Origin of the sequence: Kitasatospora sp. NPDC048540 (genome assembly GCF_040651175.1) — a bacterium.
Lineage (GTDB): Bacteria > Actinomycetota > Actinomycetes > Streptomycetales > Streptomycetaceae > Kitasatospora.
The window spans coordinates 16,538-40,669 of sequence record NZ_JBEZIR010000026.1; the positions used below are offsets into that span (position 1 = coordinate 16,538).

Annotated in this window: 21 protein-coding genes and 1 pseudogene; 15 read left to right on the top strand and 7 right to left on the bottom strand. The window is 74.5% G+C overall.

The genetic code is table 11. From position 1 onward, the window contains the following. Positions 1-13: 13 nt before the first annotated feature. From AB0D08_RS13200 to nudC, 5 genes are all read left to right on the top strand, one after another. Positions 14-616 carry a PadR family transcriptional regulator gene (locus AB0D08_RS13200; protein WP_149038598.1) on the top strand — a complete coding sequence of 201 codons (603 nt, stop codon included), beginning with the start codon at positions 14-16 and terminating at the stop codon, positions 614-616. Between the two features lie 100 nt (positions 617-716). After that, positions 717-1,475 carry an ABC transporter ATP-binding protein gene (locus AB0D08_RS13205; RefSeq protein ID WP_033824786.1) on the top strand — a complete coding sequence of 253 codons (759 nt, stop codon included), beginning with the start codon at positions 717-719 and terminating at the stop codon, positions 1,473-1,475. Continuing rightward, positions 1,472-4,342: an FtsX-like permease family protein gene (locus tag AB0D08_RS13210; RefSeq protein WP_359888418.1), complete on the top strand. Its 2,871-nt coding sequence runs from the start codon at positions 1,472-1,474 to the stop codon at positions 4,340-4,342. The genes AB0D08_RS13205 and AB0D08_RS13210 overlap by 4 nt, the downstream gene beginning before the upstream one ends. A gap of 129 nt (positions 4,343-4,471) precedes the next feature. After that, complete coding sequence (locus AB0D08_RS13215; protein WP_359888421.1) at positions 4,472-5,872, top strand: dipeptidase; 1,401 nt, start codon at positions 4,472-4,474, stop codon at positions 5,870-5,872. A gap of 129 nt (positions 5,873-6,001) precedes the next feature. Further along, complete coding sequence (gene nudC / locus AB0D08_RS13220; RefSeq protein WP_051814076.1) at positions 6,002-6,943, top strand: NAD(+) diphosphatase; 942 nt, start codon at positions 6,002-6,004, stop codon at positions 6,941-6,943. A 269-nt stretch (positions 6,944-7,212) separates the two neighbouring features. Here nudC and AB0D08_RS13225 read toward each other — a convergent pair whose 3' ends face one another. Then, entirely contained in the window at positions 7,213-7,698 is a 486-nt protein-coding gene (locus AB0D08_RS13225) for an ATP-binding protein (protein ID WP_359888424.1), read from the bottom strand. Positions 7,699-7,838: 140 nt separating this feature from the next. On the opposite strand from AB0D08_RS13225, the gene AB0D08_RS13230 reads away from it, so the two are divergent. Next, positions 7,839-8,639 (top strand): GntR family transcriptional regulator, encoded by an 801-nt coding sequence (locus tag AB0D08_RS13230; protein WP_359888427.1) that lies wholly within the window; start codon positions 7,839-7,841, stop codon positions 8,637-8,639. A gap of 191 nt (positions 8,640-8,830) precedes the next feature. Here the strand turns inward: AB0D08_RS13230 and AB0D08_RS13235 are convergent, their stop codons facing one another. Beyond that, on the bottom strand, positions 8,831-9,088 hold the full coding sequence (locus AB0D08_RS13235; RefSeq protein WP_033824794.1) for a mycoredoxin: 258 nt from the start codon (positions 9,086-9,088) through the stop codon (positions 8,831-8,833). Positions 9,089-9,401: 313 nt separating this feature from the next. On the opposite strand from AB0D08_RS13235, the gene AB0D08_RS13240 reads away from it, so the two are divergent. The 4 genes and pseudogenes from AB0D08_RS13240 to AB0D08_RS13255 all read left to right on the top strand — a co-directional run. After that, entirely contained in the window at positions 9,402-11,597 is a 2,196-nt protein-coding gene (locus AB0D08_RS13240; RefSeq protein ID WP_359888479.1) for a UvrD-helicase domain-containing protein, read from the top strand. Between the two features lie 230 nt (positions 11,598-11,827). Then, a complete protein-coding gene (locus tag AB0D08_RS13245; protein ID WP_033825349.1) occupies positions 11,828-12,319 on the top strand; it encodes a hypothetical protein in 492 nt (163 codons plus the stop codon). Positions 12,320-12,481: 162 nt separating this feature from the next. Next, positions 12,482-12,850 (top strand): WhiB family transcriptional regulator, encoded by a 369-nt coding sequence (locus tag AB0D08_RS13250; protein ID WP_082527184.1) that lies wholly within the window; start codon positions 12,482-12,484, stop codon positions 12,848-12,850. A 221-nt stretch (positions 12,851-13,071) separates the two neighbouring features. After that, a pseudogene (locus AB0D08_RS13255) lies at positions 13,072-13,257 on the top strand (hypothetical protein); the annotation flags it as partial. A 295-nt stretch (positions 13,258-13,552) separates the two neighbouring features. On the opposite strand, the gene AB0D08_RS13260 reads toward AB0D08_RS13255, so the two are convergent. Together AB0D08_RS13260 and AB0D08_RS13265 are read right to left on the bottom strand one after the other, a co-directional pair. Further along, the gene (locus AB0D08_RS13260) at positions 13,553-14,896 is read right to left on the bottom strand and encodes an AarF/ABC1/UbiB kinase family protein (RefSeq protein ID WP_359888431.1); all 1,344 of its coding nucleotides are present in this window, start codon (positions 14,894-14,896) and stop codon (positions 13,553-13,555) included. Between the two features lie 541 nt (positions 14,897-15,437). Beyond that, positions 15,438-16,562, bottom strand: a complete 1,125-nt coding sequence (locus AB0D08_RS13265) for a ThiF family adenylyltransferase (RefSeq protein ID WP_359888434.1) — start codon at positions 16,560-16,562, stop codon at positions 15,438-15,440. A 236-nt stretch (positions 16,563-16,798) separates the two neighbouring features. On the opposite strand from AB0D08_RS13265, the gene AB0D08_RS13270 reads away from it, so the two are divergent. Next, on the top strand, positions 16,799-17,569 hold the full coding sequence (locus AB0D08_RS13270; RefSeq protein WP_359888437.1) for a M48 family metallopeptidase: 771 nt from the start codon (positions 16,799-16,801) through the stop codon (positions 17,567-17,569). A 129-nt stretch (positions 17,570-17,698) separates the two neighbouring features. Here the strand turns inward: AB0D08_RS13270 and AB0D08_RS13275 are convergent, their stop codons facing one another. Further along, the gene (locus AB0D08_RS13275) at positions 17,699-18,301 is read right to left on the bottom strand and encodes an NUDIX hydrolase (RefSeq protein ID WP_359888440.1); all 603 of its coding nucleotides are present in this window, start codon (positions 18,299-18,301) and stop codon (positions 17,699-17,701) included. Continuing rightward, a complete protein-coding gene (locus AB0D08_RS13280; protein WP_359888482.1) occupies positions 18,298-19,929 on the bottom strand; it encodes a zinc-dependent metalloprotease in 1,632 nt (543 codons plus the stop codon). The genes AB0D08_RS13275 and AB0D08_RS13280 overlap by 4 nt, the downstream gene beginning before the upstream one ends. Positions 19,930-20,224: 295 nt before the next feature. On the opposite strand from AB0D08_RS13280, the gene AB0D08_RS13285 reads away from it, so the two are divergent. From AB0D08_RS13285 to AB0D08_RS13300, 4 genes are all read left to right on the top strand, one after another. Beyond that, the gene (locus AB0D08_RS13285) at positions 20,225-21,268 is read left to right on the top strand and encodes an NAD-dependent epimerase/dehydratase family protein (RefSeq protein WP_233289405.1); all 1,044 of its coding nucleotides are present in this window, start codon (positions 20,225-20,227) and stop codon (positions 21,266-21,268) included. Positions 21,269-21,461: 193 nt separating this feature from the next. Then, positions 21,462-21,902 carry a molybdenum cofactor biosynthesis protein MoaE gene (locus AB0D08_RS13290; RefSeq protein WP_051814206.1) on the top strand — a complete coding sequence of 147 codons (441 nt, stop codon included), beginning with the start codon at positions 21,462-21,464 and terminating at the stop codon, positions 21,900-21,902. Between the two features lie 157 nt (positions 21,903-22,059). Then, the gene (locus AB0D08_RS13295; RefSeq protein WP_033825352.1) at positions 22,060-22,242 is read left to right on the top strand and encodes a hypothetical protein; all 183 of its coding nucleotides are present in this window, start codon (positions 22,060-22,062) and stop codon (positions 22,240-22,242) included. 49 nt (positions 22,243-22,291) lie between these two features. Next, positions 22,292-23,356 (top strand): PDZ domain-containing protein, encoded by a 1,065-nt coding sequence (locus AB0D08_RS13300; RefSeq protein WP_359888445.1) that lies wholly within the window; start codon positions 22,292-22,294, stop codon positions 23,354-23,356. Between the two features lie 36 nt (positions 23,357-23,392). Here the strand turns inward: AB0D08_RS13300 and AB0D08_RS13305 are convergent, their stop codons facing one another. After that, positions 23,393-23,968, bottom strand: a complete 576-nt coding sequence (locus AB0D08_RS13305) for a PPA1309 family protein (protein ID WP_051814209.1) — start codon at positions 23,966-23,968, stop codon at positions 23,393-23,395. Positions 23,969-24,132: the final 164 nt, after the last annotated feature.

Consider the following 24,132-nt stretch of genomic DNA (forward strand, 5'->3'; position numbering starts at 1 on the left):
ATACATACGTGGTATGTCCATCCGACACGGTCTTCTCGCCCTCCTCGACCAGGGCCCGCGCTACGGCTACCAGCTCCGCACCGAGTTCGAGGCCCGGACCGGCGCCACCTGGCCGCTCAACGTCGGCCAGGTGTACACCACGCTCGGCCGGCTGGAGCGGGACGGGCTGGTCGCCCCGGCGGGTGAGGACGAGGAGGGGCACCTGTTCTACGCCGTCACCGACGAGGGACGCGCGGAACTGCGTCGCTGGTTCGACACCCCGGTGCCCCGGACCAACCCGCCCCGGGACGAGCTGGCGATCAAGCTCGCGATGGCGGTGACCGTGCCGGGCGTCGACGTCCCGGCCGTGGTCCAGAGCCAGCGGCGGCACAGCATGAAGGCGCTGCAGGACTACACCCGGCTCAAGGGCCAGGCCCTGGCCGGCGACACCGGGGGCGAGGCCGATCTGGCGTGGCTGCTGGTGCTGGAGCAGCTGATCTTCCAGACCGAGGCGGAGATCCGCTGGCTGGACCACTGCGAGACCCGGCTGACCAGGCGGCAGGAGGAGCGCGGACAGACCGCCGCGGCGTCCGCCTCGGCGCCCGCGCCGTCCAAGCGGCTGCGCAGCCGCCTCTAGGCCGAGCCCAGGCCGCGCCGACCACGGGGTCCGCCGTCCGCCCGGCCCCACGCCGGGCACCGAGTACCGATGAACCATTAAGCGCAGGGGGAAGTTGACCATGTCTCAAACCGAAGCGCCGGTGCTGCACCTGGAGCAGGTCAGCCGCGTCCACGGCCAGGGCGCCGCCCAGGTGCACGCCCTGCGGAGCGTCGACCTGCGGGTCCACCCGGGTGAACTGGTCGCCGTGATGGGCCCGTCCGGGTCCGGCAAGTCCACCCTCCTGACGCTCGCCGGCGGACTCGATTCGCCCACCGACGGCCGGGTGCTGGTCGAGGGCATCGCCCTCGGCGGGCTGACCCGCAAGAAGCAGGCGGAGGTCCGCCGCCGGGCGGTCGGCTACGTCTTCCAGGACTACAACCTGATACCCGCGCTGACCGCTGCCGAGAACATCGCCCTGCCCCGCGAGCTGGACGGCGTCTCCGCCCGGGCCGCCCGCCGCGAGGCGCTGGCCGCGCTGGAGGAGCTCGGCATCGACGAGCTGGCGGACCGCTTCCCGGACGACATGTCCGGCGGTCAACAGCAGCGGGTGGCCATCGCCCGGGCGCTGATCGGCGACCGCCGGCTGGTGCTCGCCGACGAGCCGACCGGCGCGCTGGACTCGACCACCGGCGAGACCGTGCTCGCCGTGCTGCGGGCCCGCTGCGACGCCGGCGCGGCGGCCATGATGGTCACCCACGAGGCCCGGCACGCGGCCTGGGCGGACCGGGTGGTCTTCCTGCGCGACGGCCGGCTGGTCGACGAGACCGCGCAGCAGGACGCCGCCACCCTGCTGGTCACCGCCGCCACCAACAGCGTCAAGGGCGGTGACGGGCGGTGAGGCTCGCCGCCTGGCGGGCGACCCTGCGGATCGCCCGGCGCGACGCGCTGCGGGCCAAGGGCCGCAGCGCCCTGGTGCTCGCCATGATCGCCCTCCCGGTGCTCGGCGTGGCCGGCGCCGACGTGGTCTTCCGCAGCTCCCAGCTGACCCCCGCCGAGCACGCCGACCGGCTGATGGGGCGCGCGGACGCCCTGCTGATCATGGACGTGCCCGGGAGCATCGTGCTCCAGGAACCGGACGCCGGCGACGGCCGGGGGGCCGCCGAGATGAAGAAGGGGCAGGCGCCCACCCCCGAGCAGACCCGTAGCCTGGCCGCGACCGACCCGGCCGCCCTGGCCAGGGAACTGCTGCCGGCCGGTACCGTGCTGGTCCCGGTGGTCCACGGCAGCGGCGCCTCGGCCACCAGCCGTGACGGCCGGCTCCGGGTCGGGACGGCGGAGGCCGACCTCACCGACCCGCTCTGGCAGGGGTCGATCACCATCAGGGCGGGCCGCGCCCCGAGCGCGCCGCAGGAACTGGCGGCCACCCAGGCCTTCCTCGACCAGGCCGGGCTCCGGATCGGCGACACCACCGCCCTGCGCGGGCTCGAGGGCAAGCCGTTCACCATCACGGCGGCCGTCGAGTACCCGCAGACCCTGAGCGCCGTCGAGCTGATCGGCCGGCCCGGCGCCCTGATCGAGCCGCTCAAGGCAGCCCAGCCGCAGTACCAGGACCGCTACTCGGCGGGCCTGCAGTGGCTGGTCGACCTCCCGCCCGGGGCCACCATGGACTGGTCGAAGGTGCTGGAGCTCAACAAGTACGGCCTGGCGGCGACCTCGCGCGCCGTGCTGGCCGACCTGCCGGCCCGCGCGGACGTGCCGTACTACGTGGAGATGGACGGCCGCGCCGGATCAGGGGACGGCTCCAACACCGCGCTGATCGTCCTGGGCACCGTGGTCGGCATGGCGCTGCTGGAGATCGTCCTGCTGGCCGGGCCCGCCTTCGCGGTCGGCGCCCGCCGCTCCCGCCGCCAGCTCGGCCTGCTGGCCGCCGGCGGCGGCGACCGCGCGCACGTGCGGGCCGTGGTGCTCGGCGGCGGGGTGGTGCTGGGCCTGACCGGAGCCGTCGTCGGCGTGGTGCTGGCGGTCGCCCTGGTCGTGGCCGCCCGGCCCTGGCTCGAGGTGCAGGGCGGTACCCGGTTCGGCCACCTGAACCTGCAACCGCTGGACATGCTCGCGGTGGCGGCGATCGGTCTGGTCACCGGGCTGCTCGCGGCCGTCGTACCGGCCGTCCAGGCCTCCCGCCAGGACGTCGTGGAGGCGCTCACCGGGCGCGGCTCGGTCAAGCCCCCCAACCGCAAGCTGGCCGTGCTCGGCCTGGTGATGGTCGGCGGTGGCGCCGCGCTGGCGCTGATCGGCGGCGGCACCGGGGTCGGCGGCCGCTCCACCTCGGTGCTCGGCGGCTCCGCCATCGCCGAACTGGGCATGGTGGCACTCACCCCGATGCTGGTCGGCCTGTTCGGCCGGCTCGGCCGGCAACTGCCGCTCGCCCCGCGGCTGGCCCTGCGCGACGCCGTCCGCCACCGCGGCCGGACCGCGCCCGCGGTCGCCGCCGTGATGGCGGCGGTGGCCGGATCGGTCGCGGTCGGCATCTACACCACCAGCACCGACGAGCAGGAACGCCAGGACTACCGGGCGAGCCTGCCGGCCGGGGCGGTCTCGCTGTCGATCGGGTACGGCCCGGACGCCGACCCGGCCAAGCTGCCCGCCCTGCGGGCTGCGGTCGCCGCGTCGATGCCCGACCTCGGCGCGCGCGGTGACCTGTCGACCGCCCACTACCAGGGCGATTGCCGCACCGCCGACAACTGCGGCAGCATCGAGGTGTCCATCCCCAAGGAGCGCCGCTGCCCGGTCACCGACGCCGACCTCGAACAGCCGCCCGCCTACGACGACCCGGAGTTCAAGCGGGTGATGCGGGAGGACCCGCGCTGCCGGCACGATTTCGCGTACGGCGGCGCTGAGTTCGGCCCGATTCCGGTCGGCGACGCCACCGCGCTGCACAACCTGTTCGGGGTGGACGACCCGGCCGCGGCCCGGGCGCTCGCCCAGGGCAAGGCCGTGGTCTTCGACGAGCTGTACGTCAAGGACGGGAAGATCACCCTCGACCTGACGGCCCGCTCCGAGCGGCCGGGTCCCAACCGCGGGCGGTCCGGAGTCGATGCCGCGGACCGGCCGAAGGTCGAGCACGTCAGCCTGGACGCGGTGGTGGTGGCGTCCGGTACGCCGGGCGGCGGGGCGTTCATCACCCCCGACACCGCCCAGCGGCTGCACCTCGACACCACGGCCGTCGGGTCGGTCTGGCTGCCCGACGCCGCCCCGGCCGACAGTGCGGAGCAGAAGGCCTCGGCCGCCGTCGCCAAGATCGGCGACAGCGCCCAGCTCTCCGTCGAGCGGGGGTTCGAGCCGCAGCGGACCCTGATCGCCCTCGGCCTGACCGGGTTCGCGGCCCTGGTCGCCCTCGGTGCGGCCGGGATCGCCACCGGGCTGGCGGCGGCCGACTCCCAGCAGGACCTGGCGACCCTCTCGGCGGTCGGGGCGACCGGGGGCATCCGGCGCCGGCTGGCGGGGTTCCAGTGCGGGACGATCGCGGCGATGGGCGCGGTCCTCGGCACCCTGGCCGGGGTGGTTCCGGCCGTGGCGCTGCGCAAGCTGGAGGCGGCCACGGCGCCCTCGTACGGGCCGGTGTCGCTCGCCGCCACCGCCAAGCCGGTGATCGCCTTCCCCTGGGCGGATATGGCGATCACCCTGATCGGGCTGCCGCTGGTGGCCACCGTGCTGGCGATGCTGCTGACCCGCTCCCGGTTGAGCCTGGTCCGCCGCCGCGCCTGAGTCCGCGGGCGGTGTGGGCCGCCGCGCGGACGCCCCGGCCCCGTGGCCACCGTCGAGTGACGGAGGTTACGGGGCCGGACGCCGGAGGGCGCGGGCGCGCGCCCACCCGGGCGAACTAAAGTCGTCCGTATGACGAAAACCCCGGACAGCGCCGTCCGCTCCTACATCGACCAGCACGAGGCCGGCTTCCTGCAGGACCTGGCCGACTGGCTGCGCATCCCCTCCGTCTCCGCCGACCCCGGCCTGGCCGGAGAGGTCCGCAGGTCCGCCGAGTGGCTGGCCGCCAAGCTGCGGGAGACGGGATTCCCGGTCGCCGAGGTGTGGGAGAGCGACGGCCTTCCGGCGGTCTTCGCCGAGTGGCCGTCCGGCGACCCGGACGCGCCCACGGTGCTGGTCTACGGGCACCACGACGTGCAGCCCGCCGCCAAGGAGGACGGCTGGGCGACGGAGCCGTTCGAGCCGACCGTGATCGGCCGTCAGCTGTTCGCCCGCGGCGCCGCCGACGACAAGGGCCAGGTCTTCTTCCACACCCTGGGCCTGCGCGCCCACCTGGCCGCGACCGGCCGCACCGCCCCGGCCGTCAACCTGAAGCTGCTGGTGGAGGGCGAGGAGGAGTCCGGTTCGCCGAACTTCGCCGCGCTGGTGCGCCGCGAGGCCGAGCGGCTGGCCGCCGACGTGGTGATCATCTCGGACACCGGGATGTGGGCCGAGGACACCCCGACCGTCTGCACCGGCATGCGCGGCCTGGCCGACTGCCAGATCGACCTCCGGGGTCCGGACAGCGACATCCACTCCGGTTCGTTCGGCGGCGCCGTGCCGAACCCGGCCGCCGTCGCCGCCGAGCTGGCGGCCGCCCTCCACGACGAAGACCGCAAGGTGGCGGTCCCCGGCTTCTACGACGGTGTGGTCGAGCTGACCGAGGAGGAGCGCGCGCTCTTCGCCGAGCTGCCGTTCGACGAGGCCCAGTGGCTGCGGGTGGCCAAGTCGTACGGCACCCGCGGCGAGCGCGGCTACACCACCCTGGAGCGGGTCTGGGCCCGGCCGACCGCCGAGGTCAACGGCATCTGGGGCGGCTACACCGGCCCCGGCGGCAAGACCATCGTCCCGGCCGAGGCGCACCTCAAGCTGTCCTTCCGCCTGGTGGCCGGCCAGGAGGTGGAGAAGGTCCGCGAGGCCGTCCGCGACTGGGTGGCCGCACGGGTCCCGGAGGGCATCCGGCACGAGATCGTCTTCCCCGGAGCGACCCGGCCCTGCCTGACCCCGCTGGACCACCCGGCGCTGCAGTCCACCGTCCGGGCGATGGGCCGGGCCTTCGAGCAGAAGATCCTGTTCACCCGTGAGGGCGGCTCCGGACCGGCCGCGGACCTCCAGGACGTGCTGGGCGCGCCGGTGCTGTTCCTCGGCATCTCGGTGCCCTCGGACGGCTGGCACTCCGTCAACGAGAAGGTGGAGCTCGACCTGCTGCGCAAGGGCGTCGAGGCCGCCGCGTACCTGTGGGGCGACCTCGCCGAGACCTGGCCGCAGGCGTGAGCGGCTCCCCGGCCGGGACCGCCGTCGAGGCCGGTCCCGGGCCGCAGCCCTGCTCCCGGCCGGCCGCGCCCGGCCGCGCAGACAGACCGAAGATGACCGCTCCTGATGATCCGAACGGGAAGAGCCGACTTGAGCAGCGTGCCTGACGTGCCCGACACCAAGCACCTGGCGCTGGCCCGCGCCGGGGTCGACCGGGCCGCGCACCACCGCTTCGACGAGCCGTGGCTGGCCGCCGCGTGGAGCCACCCCAGCACCCAGGTGCTGCCGATCTCCGCCGGCGAGGCCTTCGTGGTCGACACCGAGGACGGCTGCGAACTGGTCCTGCTGCCCTCCTTCGAGGCGCCGCAGACCGGGGACCGCTACTTCCTCGGCACCGACGACGCCGGGGTGTCCTACTTCGCGCTGGCCGTCGACAGCCTGCCCGGCCGGCTGGACGGCGACGCCCGGCCGGCCGGACTGCGCGAGGTCGGCGCGAGCCTGACCGACCGGGACGCCGGTCTGCTGGTGCACGCGGTGGCGCTGGAGCACTGGCACCGGCTGCACAGCTTCTGCTCCCGCTGCGGGCACCCGACCGAGAAGGCCGGGGCCGGGCACGTCCGCCGCTGCACCTCCTGCGCGGCGGAGCACTACCCGCGGACCGACCCCGCCGTGATCATGCTGATCACCGACGGCGAGGACCGCTGCCTGCTGGGCCGCCAGGCGCTCTGGCCGGAGGGCCGCTGGTCCACCCTGGCCGGCTTCGTCGAGCCGGGCGAGTCGCTGGAGCAGGCGGTCGCCCGGGAGGTGCTGGAGGAGGCCGGGGTCAAGGTCGGCGAGGTCCGGTACGTGGCCAGCCAGCCCTGGCCGTTCCCGTCCAGCCTGATGCTCGGGTTCATGGGCACCGCCGACCCGTCCGGCACCGGGATCACGGTGGACGGCGAGGAGCTGGCGGAGGCCCGCTGGTTCTCCCGCGAGGAGCTCCGGGCCGGGATGGCGGCGGGCGAGATCCTGCCGCCGTCCGGGATCTCCATCGCCCGGCACCTGGTCGAGCTCTGGTACGGCGAACCGCTGCCCTCCGCGGCCCGCTGGTAGCAGCCGGCAGCGGCCCCGGAACGGCAGCGGGTGTGGCCCCGGAGCGGCAGCGGCCCCGGAACGTATCGAAAACGGGGTCGAATGGGGTTCGAAACATTTCGGCAGGCATTCGGCCACGGGCCGAGGTCCGGCCGTGAATACGGCGGGCGGCCGTGAATGGTTGCGAAAAGGGGCGCGCGGATTCTCCGCGCGCCCCTTGCGTTCGGCGCGCAATCACTTTCCGGCCGTCGCCGAGAGGCCCGGTCCGAGTGTGCCCGAACCGTCCGGTCCTACCGGTCCAGCCAGCAGCTGACGGTCTTTCCGGTCAGCCGCGTGGTCACCAGCCAGCGCGCGCTGATCGCCGTGACGATGCTCAGGCCACGGCCGGTGGGCTCGTCGTCACCGGCCCGGCGGACCCGGGGCAGGCCGCGCCCGAAGTCGGCGACCGAGATCTGCAGCGCGCCGTCGGTCAGCACCAGCGTGAGGGAGACCGCCCCGCGCCCGTACCGCACCGAGTTGGTGACCAGCTCGGAGACGACCAGTTCGGCGCTGTCCGCCAGCTCGGGAACGCCCCAGGCGGCCAGCGCGGTACGGGTCAGCCGGCGGGCCAGCGCGACGTTCCGCGGCTGCGGGGGGAAGCTGGCCGTCGCCGACCAGGAGCCGCGCTCGGCCGCGGACAACGCGCGGCCGGGCCGTCCGGCCGCGCCGGAGGAGTCGGTCGGGTGCTGCTCGAGGTGGCGGGCGTTCCGCCGCTGCGGGGTACTGCTGACGGGCATGGTCCGCCCCCGGGGTGCGCGTGATGGGAAGAATTCGACTGCGATCGATCCGGCCGGGATCGGCCTCGGAATCCCCGGGCCTGGCCAATATTGGCGGGTTTCGCTGAAATGGCGCAAGCCGAATGGCTACATTCACTCGGGTGACAATCCCTCGCGGCGGCGTGCCGTCTCCCAAGTACCAGCGTCTCGCGGCCGACCTGCGCCGCCGGATCGAGGCGGGCGAATGGCAGGGCGGCGCCCAGCTCCCGGTCGAGAGCGAGCTGGAGCACCACTACGGCGTGGCCAGGAACACCGTCCGGCTGGCGGTCGACCTGCTGGTCAACGAGGGGCGGCTGGTCAGGCTCCAGGGCAAGGGCACCTACCTGAAGCAGCAGCCCCTGCTGGACCACCGCGCGTACGCGCCCGCGCGCGTCCCCGGCCAGCGGGACTCGCTGGCGGCCCCCTCGGAGGTCTACGCGAAGGAGGCCCGGGAGACCGGGCGCCGGCTGACCGTCGACTTCGAGATGCTCATCGTCCGGGCCCGGGCGGACATCGCCGGCTGGCTCGGGCTGGTCCCCGGCGAGGCGGTGGTGGTGCGCCGTCAGCTGCGGATGACGGACCGCGAGCCGTTCTCCATCGAGGAGAGCCACTACCGCGCCGGGCTCGCCGCCGGCACCGCGCTGATGGAGCCCGAGCCGGTGCCCGGCGGGGACGAGACGGCGCTCGCCGCCATCGACCGCACCGAGACCGGCGGGGTGGACCACCTGGTGGCCCGGATGCCCGGGCCCGCCGAGGCGGCCTGGTTCGAGATCGGCCCCGGGGTGCCGCTGCTGGTGCAGACCCGGGTCAGTTCGGACCGGCGCGGCCCGGTCCGGGTGATCGAGACCCGCTACGCGGCGGACCGCTGCCGCCTGCTGTACGGCCTCGGCGAGGCGGCCGGCCGGCCGCCGGTTCCGCGCTGACCCGCCGACGCCCCGCACCCGCCGACGCCCCGGGTCCGCCGACGCCCCGCACCCGCCGACGCCTGAACCCGCCGCCGGGCTGGCCGTCGAGCCGCCGCGGCCCCGCACCCCGCCGACGGCGGGCCGGTGCGGGGCCGCGGGATCCCGCCCGGGATGCCGGGATTGCCGGCCGCCGGGCGGCGCGGTGGGGCTCAGCCGGCCAGCGCGGCCTGGACCTGACGCAGGCTCGGGTTGGTCATCACGACCTGGTCGCCACCGCCGGCCGGCACCACCAGCACGGTCGGGACCACCTGGTTGCCGCCGTTCACCGACTCGACGAAGGTCGCCGAGTCCGGGTCCTCCTCGATGTTGATGACGGTGTAGCCGATGCCCTCGCGGTCCAGCTGGCTCTTGAGGCGGTTGCAGTAGCCGCACCAGGTCGTGCTGTACATCGTGACGCTGCCGGACATGGCTGGAGCTCCCTCGGGTCGGGTGGGCGTACGGTCGCCGGATTGAACGCGCGGCGCGCCCCGGCCATTCCACGGCCGCCCCGGCGTGTGATTCCGCGCACGCGCCGGGGGCCGTGGTGATGGTCTGACCATTGCGGTCGAGCTGTGGACAATCCCGGGCAGACTGTCGGCAGAGCCTGTCAGGATGTCGGGACCCGTCGGCCGGGCCCGCCGGGCTGAGAGGATGGACCGCATGCAGGAAGAGCTCTTGGGTGACCTCGGCCGGTACGACGCCTACGGCCCCGGCGGCGCGACGCCGCCCGGCGCCGACGCCGTGCTGGCCGGTCTCGACCCCGAGCAGCGCGCGGTCGCCACCGCCCTGCACGGGCCCGTCTGCGTGCTCGCCGGCGCCGGGACCGGCAAGACCAGGGCCATCACCCACCGGATCGCCTACGGCGTGCGCAGCGGCGTCTACCAGCCCCAGCAGGTGCTCGCGGTGACCTTCACCGCGCGCGCGGCCGGCGAGATGCGCGGCCGGCTCCGCCAGCTCGGTGCCGAGGGCGTCCAGGCCCGCACCTTCCACTCGGCCGCCCTGCGCCAGCTCCAGTACTTCTGGCCGCGCGCGGTCGGCGGCGAGGTGCCCCGGCTGCTGGAGCGCAAGGTCCAGCTGGTCGCCGAGGCGGCCGGCCGCAGCGGCCTGCGGGTCCAGCGCACCGAGCTGCGCGACCTCACCGCCGAGATCGAGTGGGCCAAGGTCACCCAGATCGTGCCGGACGACTACCCGGCCGCCGTGCTCAAGACCGGGCGCGACGCCCCGCGCGACCCGGCCGAGATCGCCCGGGTCTACGCAACCTACGAGCAGACCAAGCGCGACCGCGGCGTGATCGACTTCGAGGACGTGCTGCTGCTCACCGCCGCGATCCTGGAGGACCGGCCGGAGATCGGCGAGCGGGTCCGCGCCCAGTACCGGCACTTCACCGTCGACGAGTACCAGGACGTCTCGCCGCTCCAGCAGCGGCTGCTCGACCAGTGGACCGGCGGCGGCGCCAGCCTGTGCGTGGTCGGCGACGCCAGCCAGACCATCTACTCCTTCACCGGCGCGACCCCCGACTTCCTGCTGAACTTCCGCCACCGCCACCCCGAGGCGACCGTGGTCAAGCTGGTCCGGGACTACCGCTCCACCCCGCAGGTGGTCCACCTCGCCAACGGGCTGCTCTCGCAGGCCCGCGGCCAGGCCGCCCAGCACCGGCTGGAGCTGGTCTCCCAGCGCGAGGCCGGCCCCGAGCCGGTCTACGCCGAGTACGCCGACGAGCCGACCGAGGCCGAGACCACCGCGCAGCGGGTCAGGGAGCTGATGGCGCAGGGCGTGCGGGCCAGCGAGATCGCGGTGCTGTTCCGGACCAACGGCCAGTCCGAGGTCTACGAGCAGGCCCTCGCCGATCTGGGCATCTCGTACCAGCTCAAGGGCGCCGAGCGGTTCTTCGAGCGGCCCGAGGTGCGGGAGGCCGGGGTGCTGCTCAAGGGCGCCGCCCGGGCCGCCGACGACCCGCTCACGGCGGACGCCCCCGACCTCGCCGCGCAGGTGCGCGCGGTGCTCGCCACCCGGGGCTTCGGCGCCAACCCGCCGGCCGGCTCCGGCGCGGTGCGCGAGCGCTGGGAGTCGCTGGCCGCGCTGGTGCGGCTGGCCGAGGAGTTCGAGGCGGGCCGCCGGGCGTCCGGTGAGCGGGCCGACCTGGCGGCGTACGTGGCGGAGCTGGACGCCCGCGCGGCCGCCCAGCACGCCCCCGCCGTCGAGGGCGTCACGCTGGCCTCGCTGCACGCCGCCAAGGGCCTGGAGTGGGACGCGGTGTTCCTGGTCGGCCTGACCGAGGGCACCCTGCCGATCATCTACGCCAAGACCGACGAGCAGGTCGAGGAGGAGCGCCGGCTGCTGTACGTCGGCGTCACCCGCGCCCGCGCCCACCTGTCGCTCTCCTGGGCGCTCTCGCGCTCCCCCGGGGGGCGCGCGAGCCGCAAGCCGACGCGCTTCCTGGACGGGCTTCGCCCCGGCTCGGGCTCGGCCGGCCCGCGCTCCCGCGGCGGGCGCGGCGGGGTCGAGCAGGGCGGGTCCGGCTCGGCCGCGCGCCGGGCCCGCGGTCCGGTCAAGTGCCGGGTCTGCGACCGCACGCTGACCGAGGCGGTGGAGCGCAAGCTCCGCCGGTGCGAGAGCTGCCCCTCGTCGATGGACGAGGCGCTGTTCGAGCGCCTGCGCGAGTGGCGGGCCCGGCAGGCCAAGCTGCAGGCGGTGCCGGCGTACGTGGTCTTCACCGACGCGACCCTGATGGCGATCGCCGAGGACGTGCCCGCGGGCGAGCGCGAACTCGCGATGATCTCCGGGGTCGGCGCCATGAAGCTGGACAAGTACGGGGCCGCCGTGCTCTCGTTGTGTGCGGGGGAGGATCCGTGGGAGGACTCCGCGGAGCAGCCTGCGGGCGAGCCCGTGGAGGAGCCCGGGCCCGAGCCCGACGGGGAGACGGACGAGCCGGCCTGAGCCGCTCGAAGGGCGGCCGCCCGGCCGACCGGAAAACTCGCCGGGAAAATAGTTTGCGCCCCGTGCATGGAGCGCAATAGCCTGCCGGAGCGGTCAAGGGGACGAGATCGCAAGCCGCTGGTGGAAGGGCCTCCTTCCGCATGTGGCAATACCTGCTTGACCTGACCAACATCCGAACATCGGGGCCCGGGGGACTGGGCACCGCGAGACGCCGAGAGGAGGCGAAGACAGTGGAAACCACCATGATGATCACCAAAATGACTGGCCAGACCGTTATCGCCATGCCTCCGGGTGCCGTCTCTTCGTTCGGCACTCCCGGCTTCTCGACCAGCGCCACGCAGGTGCGTGACGTGGTCGTGCTTGCCGGTGGCGGTCTGGGTCTCGACGCCACCGGTGTCTGCGTTGCCGCGGGTTCCGCTGTCAGTGGTCTCACTGTCAGTGGCCTGGGCGACACTGCGGGCATCTCCGTCGAGACGGGTCTGTCCCGTGACTGGGCGACGTTCGCCGGCGGCCTCGGGCTGCGCGATGAGCGACCGACCCAGGCACCGAAGGCGGCAGTAGCAGCAGCGAAGCATGGCGGCTATCTGCAGGTCATCGGTGCCGGAGCCACCAAGAAGCAGGACGAGCAGCAGATCGACCAGGTCAAGGCCGCCATCAATGGCGCCTCGGCCATCCGGATGCAGGCCTTCCGCGGGCCTGAACCCTGGAGAGAACGAACCTGAGCAACCCTCAGGTCGAGCCTCCAGGGCCGCGGAATCCTTCACCGGGATCCGCGGCCCTTCTGTTTTGTCCGGTACGAAAGACCACCCAGGCCCTCCGGGGCCTCCGGCCAGCCCGACCAGCCAGCTGAGCCGGACCCACAGCGAAAAGACGAGGAAGACCACGTGTCCACGGTCATCACACCGCCGCCACTCCCGTCCGTACCGACCGACAAGACCGTCAAGGCCGACCAGGCCGACCCCCCGGAGGTTTCTCTTATGCAGCTCACCGCGATCGACGAGGCCGACGCCCTCGGCGTGCCCGTCCCCTGCCGCTCCTTCGACCCGGAGGTCTTCTTCGCGGAGACGCCGGCCGACGTCGAGTACGCCAAGTCGCTCTGTGGCACCTGCCCGGTCAAGGCGGCCTGCCTGACCGGTGCGCTGGAGCGCCGCGAGCCGTGGGGCGTCTGGGGCGGCGAGCTCTTCGTCCAGGGTGTGGTCGTGGCCCGGAAGCGGCCGCGTGGCCGTCCGCGCAAGACCGAGGTCATGGCGTGAACCCCGCCGGTACGACCACCGCACGCTCAGCCGTGATCCGACGGGGAGAGCAGCCCCCGACGGACCGCGCACTGCGCCTGTCCGTACGCCTCGCCGCCGCCAAGGCGGATGCCGCAGCAGCCAGCCACTTTCCGACGACGCATCACAAGCAGGACCACCACATGACCACCAACGCCATCGACATGACCGCCCGCGCCGAACGGGCCACCGAACTTCAGATCCAGAACAGGACCCTCGAAATGCATCTTCTCCAGGAATCCCTGGCCCGAGCCCATATGCAGGAACGCCTGCAAGAGGCCGAACACCAACGCATGGCCCTGCGGGCCCACCGGGCGGCGAAGCTCGTCCGGAAGGCCGAGCGGGCCTCGTTGCGCGCCCGCCGGGCGCTTGCCGTCGCGCTGATGTGACGGCCGGTCACCGGTAGCCCCGACGGCCGGCGGTGACACCGCCGGCCACGGGCACCGCCCGCCGCCGGCACCACCAGCACCACCGGCACCGTCCAACGCCAGCACTGTCCGACACCAGCACCACCACCCGCACGACCAGCGGCCGCCAGGGTCGGTGCGGTGGAACGGTGCGGTGGGTCGGTGCGGGTGGGGCGGGCGCCGACGGGACCAGCACTACAGACGGCGATGGCCGCTCCCCGCGCAGGGGGAGCGGCCATCGCCGTTGGTCGGGCCGGAGGATGTCCGGGCCGGGCCGTCAGGCGGTTGTCGACTTCCCGGCGAAGCCCGGCAGCCAGGTCAGCATCTCCTCCCGGAACGGCGCGTTGGCGCCCAGCTGGCAGAGCACCCCGATGGTGCTCAGCGTGACTCGGTGGATCAGCAGGTAGGCGGGGGGCAGGTTGAGCTGCTTGCCGAGGTTGTAGGCGGGCGAACGCGGATCGGCGATCCGGGCGGCCTGGGCACGCATCCAGTTCCGGGTGAAGTGGAAGGTGTCCACCGCGGCGGGCTCGATGATCGGCAGCAGGTAGTCGAGCACCGCGTCCGGGTCCAACTCGACCGAGGGCTTGACGAAACCCTCCTCCCGGAGCATCTCCAGCACCCCGGCCGCGTCACCGGCGAGTGCCATCCGCAGCGAGTCGCCGATCGGGGTCGGCAGGCCGCCGGGCAGCCGGTCGACCGTGCCGAAGTCGAGCACCCCGAGCCGCCACCGTTCGATCGGCCCGTCGTCCTTGAGCAGCCGGAAGTTGCCCGGGTGCGGGTCGGCGTGCAGCAACCCGGTCCTGGACGGCCCGGCGAACAGGAAACGGGCCAGCAGCCGGCCCGCCCGGTCGCGCTCCTCCTGGGTGCCCTTGGCGATGACCTCGGCCAGCGGGGTGCCGTCCATCCACTCGGTGATCAGGATCTGGTCGGCCTGCGCGACCACGCCGGGCACCAGGATGTCCGGATCATCGGCGAACACCTCCGCGTGCCGGCGCTGGGCCTCGGCCTCCAGTTGGTAGTCCAACTCCTCGGCCACGCGGGCGCGCAGCTCGGAGATCAGCGGCTTGACGTCCAGGCCGGGGATCAGCGGGCCGATCAGCCAGGCCACCCGGCTGAGCTGGCCGAGGTCGGCGAGCAGCGCGTCCCCGGCGCCCGGGTACTGGACCTTGACCGCGACCTTCCGCCCGTCGTGCCAGACCGCCCGGTGGACCTGGCCGATCGACGCGGCCGCGGCCGGCCGGTCCTCGAAGCTGCGGAACTGCTTGCGCCACTGCGGGCCCAGCCGCTCCGCGAGCGCCGCGTGCACCTTGGCCGCGGGCATCGGGGGAGCGGCCTCCTGAAGCTTCGTCAGGGCCGCCCGGTATGGCCCCGCGACCTCCTCGGGCAGCGCGGCCTCGAAGACCGAGAGCGCCTGACCGAACTTCATCGCGCCGCCCTTGAGCTCCCCGAGCACCTTGAACAGCTGGTCGGCGGTGGCCTGCTGGAGTTCGGCGGTCACCTCCTCGGCCGGGCGCCCGCCGATCCGCCTGCCCAGCCCGAGAGTGGCCCGGCCGGCAATGCCGAGCGGCAGGGCGGCAAGCCGCGCCGTGCGGGTCACTGCCTTGCGCGGAAGATCGCTCAACCCGGGCCTCCCTCTTGGTACGCCCCGTGCCGTCGCCGCCGCCCACGGTGTGGCGCGGCGCACCACGGGGCCGTGGTCACCAGGCCATTGTGCCCGCTCGTCCTTCTGCGGCCGACGGAAAATCCGGACTGCCGTTCGGCCTGCCGATCCAACCCGCGGGCCGTCGGCGGGATCGGCGGAGGGATCAGCGGTGGGATCGGCGGCGGGATGGTCGGCGGTGGAGGGTGTTCGGTGGGCGGCGGGCCGAGGTGACCGCGTCGCCGACGTCGCGGGCGGGCGCGGGCGGTGGACGGCAGGCGCATGCTCGGGGCGGATGCGCCGTCGGGTGGTTGCGGATCGGGGCGTGGAGGACCAGGAGTGCGCCGACCCGGTGGCGTGAGGTCGGCGAGGGTGCCCGCCCGGTGGCTGTCGGGTCGCCGCTCGACGCACAGGGCAGCCGGGTAGCGGCGCTGCTGGGGTCGACAGGCCGCCGGGTTGCCGCGCTGCCGGGCGGCGGGGGCTCGAGAGCTCGAGAGCTCTGGTCGGGCCTCGCCGTACCGCCTCACCCTCCCCGTACGGTCTCGGCCGGCCCGGGGCGGGCCAGCGGGACCGACTGCCAGCGGCAGCCGCAGTCGGGGTGGCCGGGCAGCCGCAGCCGTCTGACCATGCCGTCGGCCGCCGAGATCTCGCACCAGCCGTCGACGCTCGGCGGCAGCACCCCGTCCAGGTAGAGCTCCACGTGCAGGGCGGCCAGCCCGGCGACCGTGGTGGCCAGCGCGCTGTCACAGGCCGGGCTGCGGGCGCGGCCCGGGCCGTCGTCCGCGAGCTGGGCGAGCAGTCTCGGCCAGGCCTCGTCCTCGTCCGTCCGGGCCAGGGTCGCGCAGCTGCCGCACGCGGAGGCGCCGGGTACGACCAGCGGCCCGACCACGCCCAGGTGCTCCAGGACGCCGACGTAGAGGTGCGGGCGGCCGGAGCGCATCAGCTCCCGCGCCTCGGTGGCCAGGCCGGTGAAGGCACCGCCGCCGCTGCGGGGTGCGAGCACCACCAGCGTCGGCGGGCCGGGTGGTTCGGCACCCGGCCGCCGGTGCCGCTGCCGGTCGGCCGCCGCCGCGCCGCCGGCCCGGTGCACCACCTCCCGGGCGGCCGTCGCGCGCAGCCGTCCGACCTCGGTCGGCGGGAAGCCGGCCGGGGAGCAGTCCCGGGCCGACACCCGGCCGCGGTCGGCCACGGTGACCGCACCGATCCCGCCGGCCGCCAGGACGGCCGCGACGGCGGAGCCGACCCGGCCGGCCCCGCGCACCTCGACCCTGGCCAGCACCCGCCCCTGCAGCACCTCGGCGGCCTCGCCCGGCTCCGGGTGGACCAGGGAGAGCGAGGCCAGGTCCGGGCCCAGCAACTCCTGGCGGGGGCGGGGATGGCGCCCGAGCGCCTGTTGGAGCGCGTCCGCGTCGTCCAGCAGCTCGCTGCGGGCCAGGGAGTCCAGCATGGCGTTGCAGTAGTCGCGGTCGAGGCCGAGCCGCTCCCCGGCGGCGAGCAGGGTGGGGCTGTCCCGGCTGCCGTCGATCAGCTCCAGGAAGGCCGCCACCGCGCGGTCGACGGACTCGACCACCCGGGCGTGCCGGCGGACCGCGCCGAACTGCAGGGTCTCCCGGTCACGCCAGAGCCGGGGCAGGGCAGGCTTGAGCATCGGACGCATGGCTGCCTCCAGGGCCGTCGTACACCAGGGCCGGCCGCCCTGGTGGGAGCAGCATGCCCGACCTCGTGGAGGCCGTGAATCCGGTTGTCCACAGGCCCTGGCCTATCGTCGGACAAGCTGCATGCACAGCCTGTGGATAACTTTCTCCCGCTCGCCCCCGGCGGTTCTCCCCGGTTCCGGCCGCGACAGCGGACTTCTGTCAGTGCCACCAGGTAACGTCCTGTGCCGTGACAGCCGAACGGGATTCCCAGCGGTCGGCGTCGCGTCGGCGTGCGCGGCCGGCCTCCGGGGCAGGGGTCGCGGCGCCAGGCGCGCGCGGCCGGCCAGCCGCCGAGAGGGCCACCGGCCCGTCGACCGCCCCGAGCGCCGTCCCCAGGGGCGAGGCGGGCGGGTCCCGTACCCAGCCGTCACCCGCGCACCGCCCCGAGGTCGAGGTCCGCCGCAGCGCCCGCCGCAGCCGTACCGTCTCGGCCTACCGCGAGGGCGACCGGACGATCGTGCTGATCCCGGCCCGGATGTCGCACGCCGAGGAGCAGCGCTGGGTGGCCCAGATGCTGGACCGGCTGGCCGCGCAGGAGAGCCGCCGCGCGCTCGGCGACGACGCGCTGGAGCGCCGGGCGGCCGAGCTGTCCCGGGCGTACCTGGACGGCCGCGCGGTGCCCGGCCAGGTCCGCTGGGTGACCAACCAGAACTCCCGCTGGGGGTCCTGCACCCCGAGCGAGCGCACGATCAGGCTCTCCCACCGCCTGCAGGGCATGCCCGAGTACGTCGTCGACTACGTGCTGCTGCACGAGCTCGCGCACCTGCTGGTGCCCGACCACGGCCCGCGATTCTGGGCGCTGCTGGAGAGCTACCCGCGGACCGAACGGGCCCGCGGCTATCTGGAGGGCGTCGCCTCGGCCGCCCGGCTGCCGCACATCCCGGGCGCCCGGACCGGCCCCGGCCGGCCCGGGGACGACGCCGACGACCCGGCCGGATCCCACGAGATCTGCGGCTGAGCGACCGCCCGGCCTCCGGCCCGCGGCTGCGCCGTCCCCGGCGGGACTCTGTCAACGCGCCCCAGGACCACCGATGGCCGGGGCCCGGCGGCGGACCGCCGGGCCCCGGCCAACAGTCGGATCGGCAGGTCAGCCGGTGAGCCGCCGGGCGATGGCGACCAGCTCGCGGACGGAGGAGTCCGTAAGCTCGGGCAGCTCGTCGTAGCCGAACCAGCGCAGGTCCAGCGACTCCTCGCTGATCAGGGCGGTGGCCCCGGCCGGTGCGAGGGCCACGTACTGGACGTCGAGGTGGGTGTTCTCCGGCCGGTCCTTGCCGGAGCAGCGGACCTGGTGCCGGTCGAGCTTGACCGGCGCCGGACCGCCGTCGGGGGCGAGCAGTTCCAGGTCGGGGATGCCGGACTCCTCGGTGGCCTCGCGCAGTGCCGCCGACGCGAGGTCCGGGTCGCCCGGCTCGCAGTGGCCGCCCATCTGGAGCCAGCGGCCGACCTTGGGGTGCAGGGTGAGCAGGACCCGGCGGGCGGCCGGGTCCACCACGACCGCGCTGGCGGTGATGTGTGCCGGGAGGCAGTCCCGCCACAGGCCGTCCGGGTGGGCGGCGAGGTGGTCGAGGTAGTCCTGGCGGAGCTGCCGCTGGTCCGGGCCCTCGGCGGCCCAGGCGGCGAGGGCGCGGACGGCGTCCGCGTGCAGCGCCGCCGAGGTGTCGGGCCCGGCGCCGGTGTGCGCGGTCGTCATGCCTTCGGGCCCTCGCCGTCGTTGCGGTCGCCTTCGCTGCGGTCGTCGGTGTCGGACCCGCCGTCGGTGGCCGGCCCGCCGTCGGCGCCGCGCTCCCGGGGCGTGCCGGTGCCGTCCGCGGAGTCCTTGCCCCTGGCGGCGTCACCGAGCAGCTTGTCGAAGGCGTCGAAGTCGATGCCGCCCTCCAGACCGTCGCCGGCGGGGCGGTGCACGAAGCCGTCCGGGTCGTCCAGGTCGGCCGCGGTCGGCAGCATGTCGGGGTGGCTCCACAGGGCGTCGCGGCCGTCGATGCCGCGGGCGTCGGCCAGCGAGGCCCACAGCCGGGAGGCGTCCCGGAGCCGGCGCGGGCGCAGCTCCAGGCCGACCAGGGTGGCGAAGGTCTGCTCGGCCGGGCCGCCGGTGGCGCGGCGGCGGCGCAGGGTCTCGCGGAGCGCGCCGGACTGCGGCAGGTGCGGCTCGGCGGCGGCGTGCACCACCGCGTCGACCCAGCCCTCGACCAGCGCGAGCGCGGTCTCCAGCCGGGCCAGCGCCGCCTTCTGCTCGGGGGTGTCCTCGGGCTGCAGCAGACCGCCGGCCAGCGCCTCCTGGAGCGCCTCGGGGTTGCTCGGGTCGAGCTCGCCGACCAGCTCCTCCATCCGGGAGCTGTCGACCTTGATACCGCGGGCGTACGCCTCGACGGCGCCGAACAGGTGCGCCCGCAGCCACGGCACGTGGGCGAACAGCCGCTGGTGGGCGGCCTCCCGCAGGGCCAGGTACAGCCGGACCTCCTCGGCGGGCACGCTCAGGCCCTCGCCGAACTCGGCGATGTTCTGCGGCAGCAGCGCGGCCTTCCCGGCCGGCGCGAGCGGCAGGCCGACGTCGGTGGAGCCGAGCACCTCGGCGGCGAGCGCGCCGAGCGCCTGGCCGATCTGGGTGCCGAACATCGCGCCGCCCATCGAGCGCATCACGCCCATCAGCGGACCGGCCATCGCCTGCATCTCGGCGGGCAGCACGCCGCCCATCGCGTTGCCGACCCGCTCGGCGACCGGGTCCACCAGGTCCTTCCAGACCGGCAGGGTGGCCTCGATCCACTCGGCCCGGCTCCACGCCACGGCGGTGTTCGCGCCGGAGGGGAACTCGGTGGCGGAGTCCAGCCAGAGCTCGGCCAGCCGGACGGCGTCGGCGACCGCGGTGCGCTCGGTGGCGCTGACCGAGCGGTCCTTCGAGCGGCCCTCGGGCTGCTCGGCGACGACGGTCTGCCGGGCGATGTCCTTGGCGAGGTCCCAGTTCACCGGGCCGCCCTCGAACGAGAGCATCTGGCCGAGCTGCTGGAACGCCGCGCCCAGGTCGCCCGGGTTGAGGTTGCCGAGCATCGCACCGAAGGGGTTGTCCCCGGCGGGGCCGCCGGGGCCTCCGGGGGCGCCCATGCCGAACAACGCGCCCAGCGGATTGCCCGGACCGAAGCCGAAGGGCTGCTGCGGCGGGGTACCTTCCGGAGAGGTGCCCGAGGCGCCGGGGGTGCCCGGATCCTTCGAGGCGCCCTCGTCCTGGCCGCTCCTGTCCTTGTCCTGGCCGCTCTGTCCGGGCTTGCCCTTGCCGTCCTCGGGCTCCTCGGGCGGGGTGGAGAATCCGAAGGGGAGGTCGCTCACGGGGTCCTCGATCTGGTCGGCCGTCACGCAGGTGGTGTGGCGGGGGAGGCGGCGCGCCCGCGGCGGCGGGCGGGACAACGGTCTGGCGGCCCGACCGCGCCGGGTGCACCGCTGGACCCGCGCCTCGGGCAGGATGGACCGTACGTGACACTCGTACGTACGCACATAAGCTAACCGTGGAGGATGGTCGGTGAGTTCCCCGCCTTCGGACGTTCGCTCTGGGCTGACCGGAGATGAGGACGCCCCTGTCACCACGGGTTCGCCGCCTCCAGCCTACGGCGGCCGGCCGCTCACCGTGGCGGTCACCGGCGCGGCCGGGGTGCTCGGTGAGCGGGTCGCCGCGCGCCTGGTGGCCTCGCCCGCGGTCCGCAAGGTGCTCGCCGTCGACGACCGGCGCGGCGAGGTGCCCGGCGCCCAGTGGCGGGTGCTGGACATCCGCGACCCGGCGGTGGCCGAACGGCTGGCCGGCGTCGACGTGGTGGTCCACCTGGCGATGGACCTCGGCATGGAGTCGGACCCGCGCGCCCGGAGTGCGTACAACGTGCGGGGCGCGCAGACGGTGGTGACCGCCGCTGCGGCCGCCGGTGTGCACCGGGTGGTGCTGTGCACCTCGGCGATGGTCTACGGCGCGCTGCCGGACAACGAGGTGCCGCTGGCCGAGGACTCCGAACTGCGGGCCACCGAGGAGGCCTCGCTGGTCGGCGACCTGCTGGAGATCGAGCGGCTGGCCCGCCGGGCACCGCGCGCCCACCCGGGCCTGCAGGTGACGGTGCTGCGCCCGGCCGTGGTGGTCGGCCCCGGCATCGACACCGTGCTGACCAGGCACTTCGAGGCACCCAGGCTGCTGGTGGTGGCCGGGTCCCGGCCGTGCTGGCAGTTCTGCCACGTGGACGACCTGGCGTCGGCGCTGGAGTACGCGGCGCTCGGCCTGGTCGAGGGCGAGGTGACGGTCGGCTGCGACGGCTGGCTGGAGCAGGAGGACGTCGAGAAGCTCTCCGGCATCCGCCGGATGGAGTTGCCGGCCGCGCTGGCGCTGGGCACCGCGGCCCGGCTGCACCGCCTGGGCCTGACCCCGGCCCCGGCCGGGGACCTGGCGTACACCATGTACCCGTGGGTGGTCTCCGGCAGCCGGCTGCACGAGGCGGGCTGGCGGCCGGGCTTCACCAATGAGGAGGTGCTGGCCGAGCTGCTCGCGCAGGTCTCCGGGAAGCACGCGGTGGCCGGACGCCGGCTGGGCGGCAAGGAGGCGGCGACCAGCCTGGGCGCGGCGGGGGCCACGGTCGCCCTGGTCGGTACCGCGGCGCTGGTGCGCCGGGCCCGCAAGCGGCGCCGGTTCTGAGACCGGGCCGCCGGCCGGGCCGGCGGATCCGTACCTGCACCGGCCCGTACCTGCACCGGCCCGTACCTGCCCGCACCGGCCCGTGCCTGCTCCTACCCGTCCGGACCTCGGCATTGTCACGATGCGAAATTGTCGAATCGTAATGCGGAAGACTCTTGCTCTCCCGCGGCGGCGATGGGCAATCATTGGGGGCATGTCCGAGAACCACGACCCGATCCGTCTGCTCGCGATCCGCGAGACCCCGCTCTCGCTCGACGAGGTCTACGAGGCGGTCGGCGACGACGCGGCCGGCGGCACCACCGTCTTCGTCGGGACGGTGCGCGACCACGACGGCGGCAAGTCGGTCGCCGCGCTGGAGTACAGCGCCCACCCCACGGCCGAGCGCGAGCTGCGCCGGGTCGCCGAGAAGGTCGTCGCGGACTTCCCGGTCCGGGCGCTGGCCGCCGTGCACCGGATCGGCCGGCTGGAGATCACCGACAAGGCGGTGATCGTCGCGGTCTCCTGCGCGCACCGCGGCGAGGCCTTCGCGGCGGCCCGCCGGCTGATCGACGACCTCAAGCACGAGGTGCCGATCTGGAAGCACCAGGTCTTCGCCGACGGCGAGGAGGAGTGGGTCGGCGCCGGCGGTTGCTGAGCGCGCCCGGTTCCTCACCCGTTCGGCCGACGGGCGGTGCCGGGGATCCCCCGTGGCGGTGACGCCTCCGGGGGTCCCGTAACCCGGATGGCGCTGCAGCCGTTCTCCACCCGGGCGGCTAATCTGCTCATAGACACGACGAGCTGGGAGTACGGATATGGCTGCGCTCGCCTGGTTGATCATTCCCGTTGTCGCCCTGCTGCTCGGCACCCTGTGGGCCCTGTGGGCCGCCCGTACCCCGAGAGCCACCGCCGATCCCGCCTCGCTCGCCGAGCACCAGCGCTTCCGCGCCGCGATGGAGCGCAGCACGGCCGGCGGCCGCGAACCCGGCGGGCGCTGAGCCCGGGCCCCGGCAGCGCCCGGTCACCGGCTTCCCGTACTGTCGAGCCATGCCACGCCGCTCCGCGACGATGCTCGCCGCCACTCTGCTGCTGATAGGCCTGCTCTGCGCCTCAGTGGTGATGAAGGTCCCGTACACCGAGATGAGCCCGGGTCCGACCTTCAACACCCTCGGGGTGCAGGACGGGACGGGGCAGCCGGTGATCAGCATCACGGGGCACGAGACGTACCCGACCAGCGGGAACCTCAACATGACCACCGTCCAGGTGACCGGGGCCAACTACCAGCCCAGCCTGGTCTCCGCCGTGGTCGGCTGGCTGCGCGACGACGTGCTGGTGGTGCCGCACGACAACGTGTACCCCAAGGGCCAGACCGACAAGGAGGCCCAGCAGCAGAACGCCGAGGAGTTCGCCTCCTCCGAGGACAGCGCGAAGACCGCCGCCCTCACGGAGCTCGGCATCCCGGTCGGCGCGCAGGTGATCGTGGCCTCGGTGGCGGCGGGCGGGCCCTCCGAGGGCCGGCTGCACGCCGGGGACCGGATCCTCGCGGTGGACGGCACGCCGGTGACCACCGCGGCCTCGGTGGCCGAGCAGGTGACCAAGCACAAGCCGGGTGAGACCACCGTCTTCACCGTGGTCCCGCACGGCGCGGCGGACTCCGCAAAGGCCGACGTGTCGATCCCCACGGCGAAGGCGCAGGGCGGCGACCGGGCGATCGTGGGCATCGTGCCCGGGATCGACCACACCTACCCGTTCAAGATCGACATCGGGCTGCAGGACGTCGGCGGCCCGAGCGCCGGCCTGATGTTCGCGCTCGGCATCGTCGACAAGCTGACGCCCACCGACCTGACCGGCGGCAAGTTCGTGGCCGGCACCGGGACCATCGCCGACGACGGCAAGGTCGGGCCGATCGGCGGCATCCAGATGAAGCTGATCGCCGCCCGGAACAAGGGCGCCCAGTACTTCTTCACCCCGGCCGACAACTGCGCCGAGGCCGTCAAGGGCACCCCGAGCGGGCTGACCCTGATCAAGGTGGACAACCTCGACGGCGCGCTCAAGGCGCTGGACTCCGTCCGGGCCGGCCAGAACGACGCGCTGCCCGCCTGCCCCCGCTGACCCGGCCGGGCCCGCGGAGGCGGGACGGGCGGCCGGTCAGGAGAAGGTCGCCAGCAGAGCCTCGGTCAGCCCCGGCACCAGGTCGGGCCCGGTCAGCACCTCACGGGCGACGTCCTTCTCGCGCAGCCGCAGGGCGATCTCGCGCGAGCCGTCGCGCAGCACCGCCGCGGTGATCCGGACCTCCTGGCGGGCCGGGTGGTTGGCCACCCAGTCGGCCAGCTCGGCCTCGGTGGCGTTCTTGGGGCGGGTCTGCTCGGCGCCCGGCGGGAGCATCAGCCGCTCGACCACCAGCGCGCAGCCGACCACCTGGTCCGGCCAGGCGATGGTGCCGAGGAACTTGTCCAGCGCCGCACCGGCCGGCAGTTCCTCCTGCTCGACCGGGGTCAGACCGGCGGCGTCACCGTCGGTCAGGCCGAGCTGCTTGGCCAGCCGGGGGTCCGCCTTGCGCAGCTTCGCGGTGTCCACCAGGGCGAACAGCCGGGCCGGGAGGTCCCAGCCGAGGGTGGCGGCGTACTCGTCGATCTCCAGCGCGGCCCGGGTGAGCGGGGTCGCGGCGGGCAGGCCGGCGGCCTCGGACGGCGTGCCGGACGGGATGTTGTGGGCATCGGACATGCCCCAATCCTCACATGCGCCGAAGGGACCGCCGCTCCGCCGGGCCGCGGGGCCGGGTCCGGGGAAGGCCCGATCTCGTTCCCAACCGTGGGAACTCCGGTAAAGACCGATTAAGTTGCACTGGAGTCCGACCCACCACGAAGTCCACGACACACGTCCGCGAC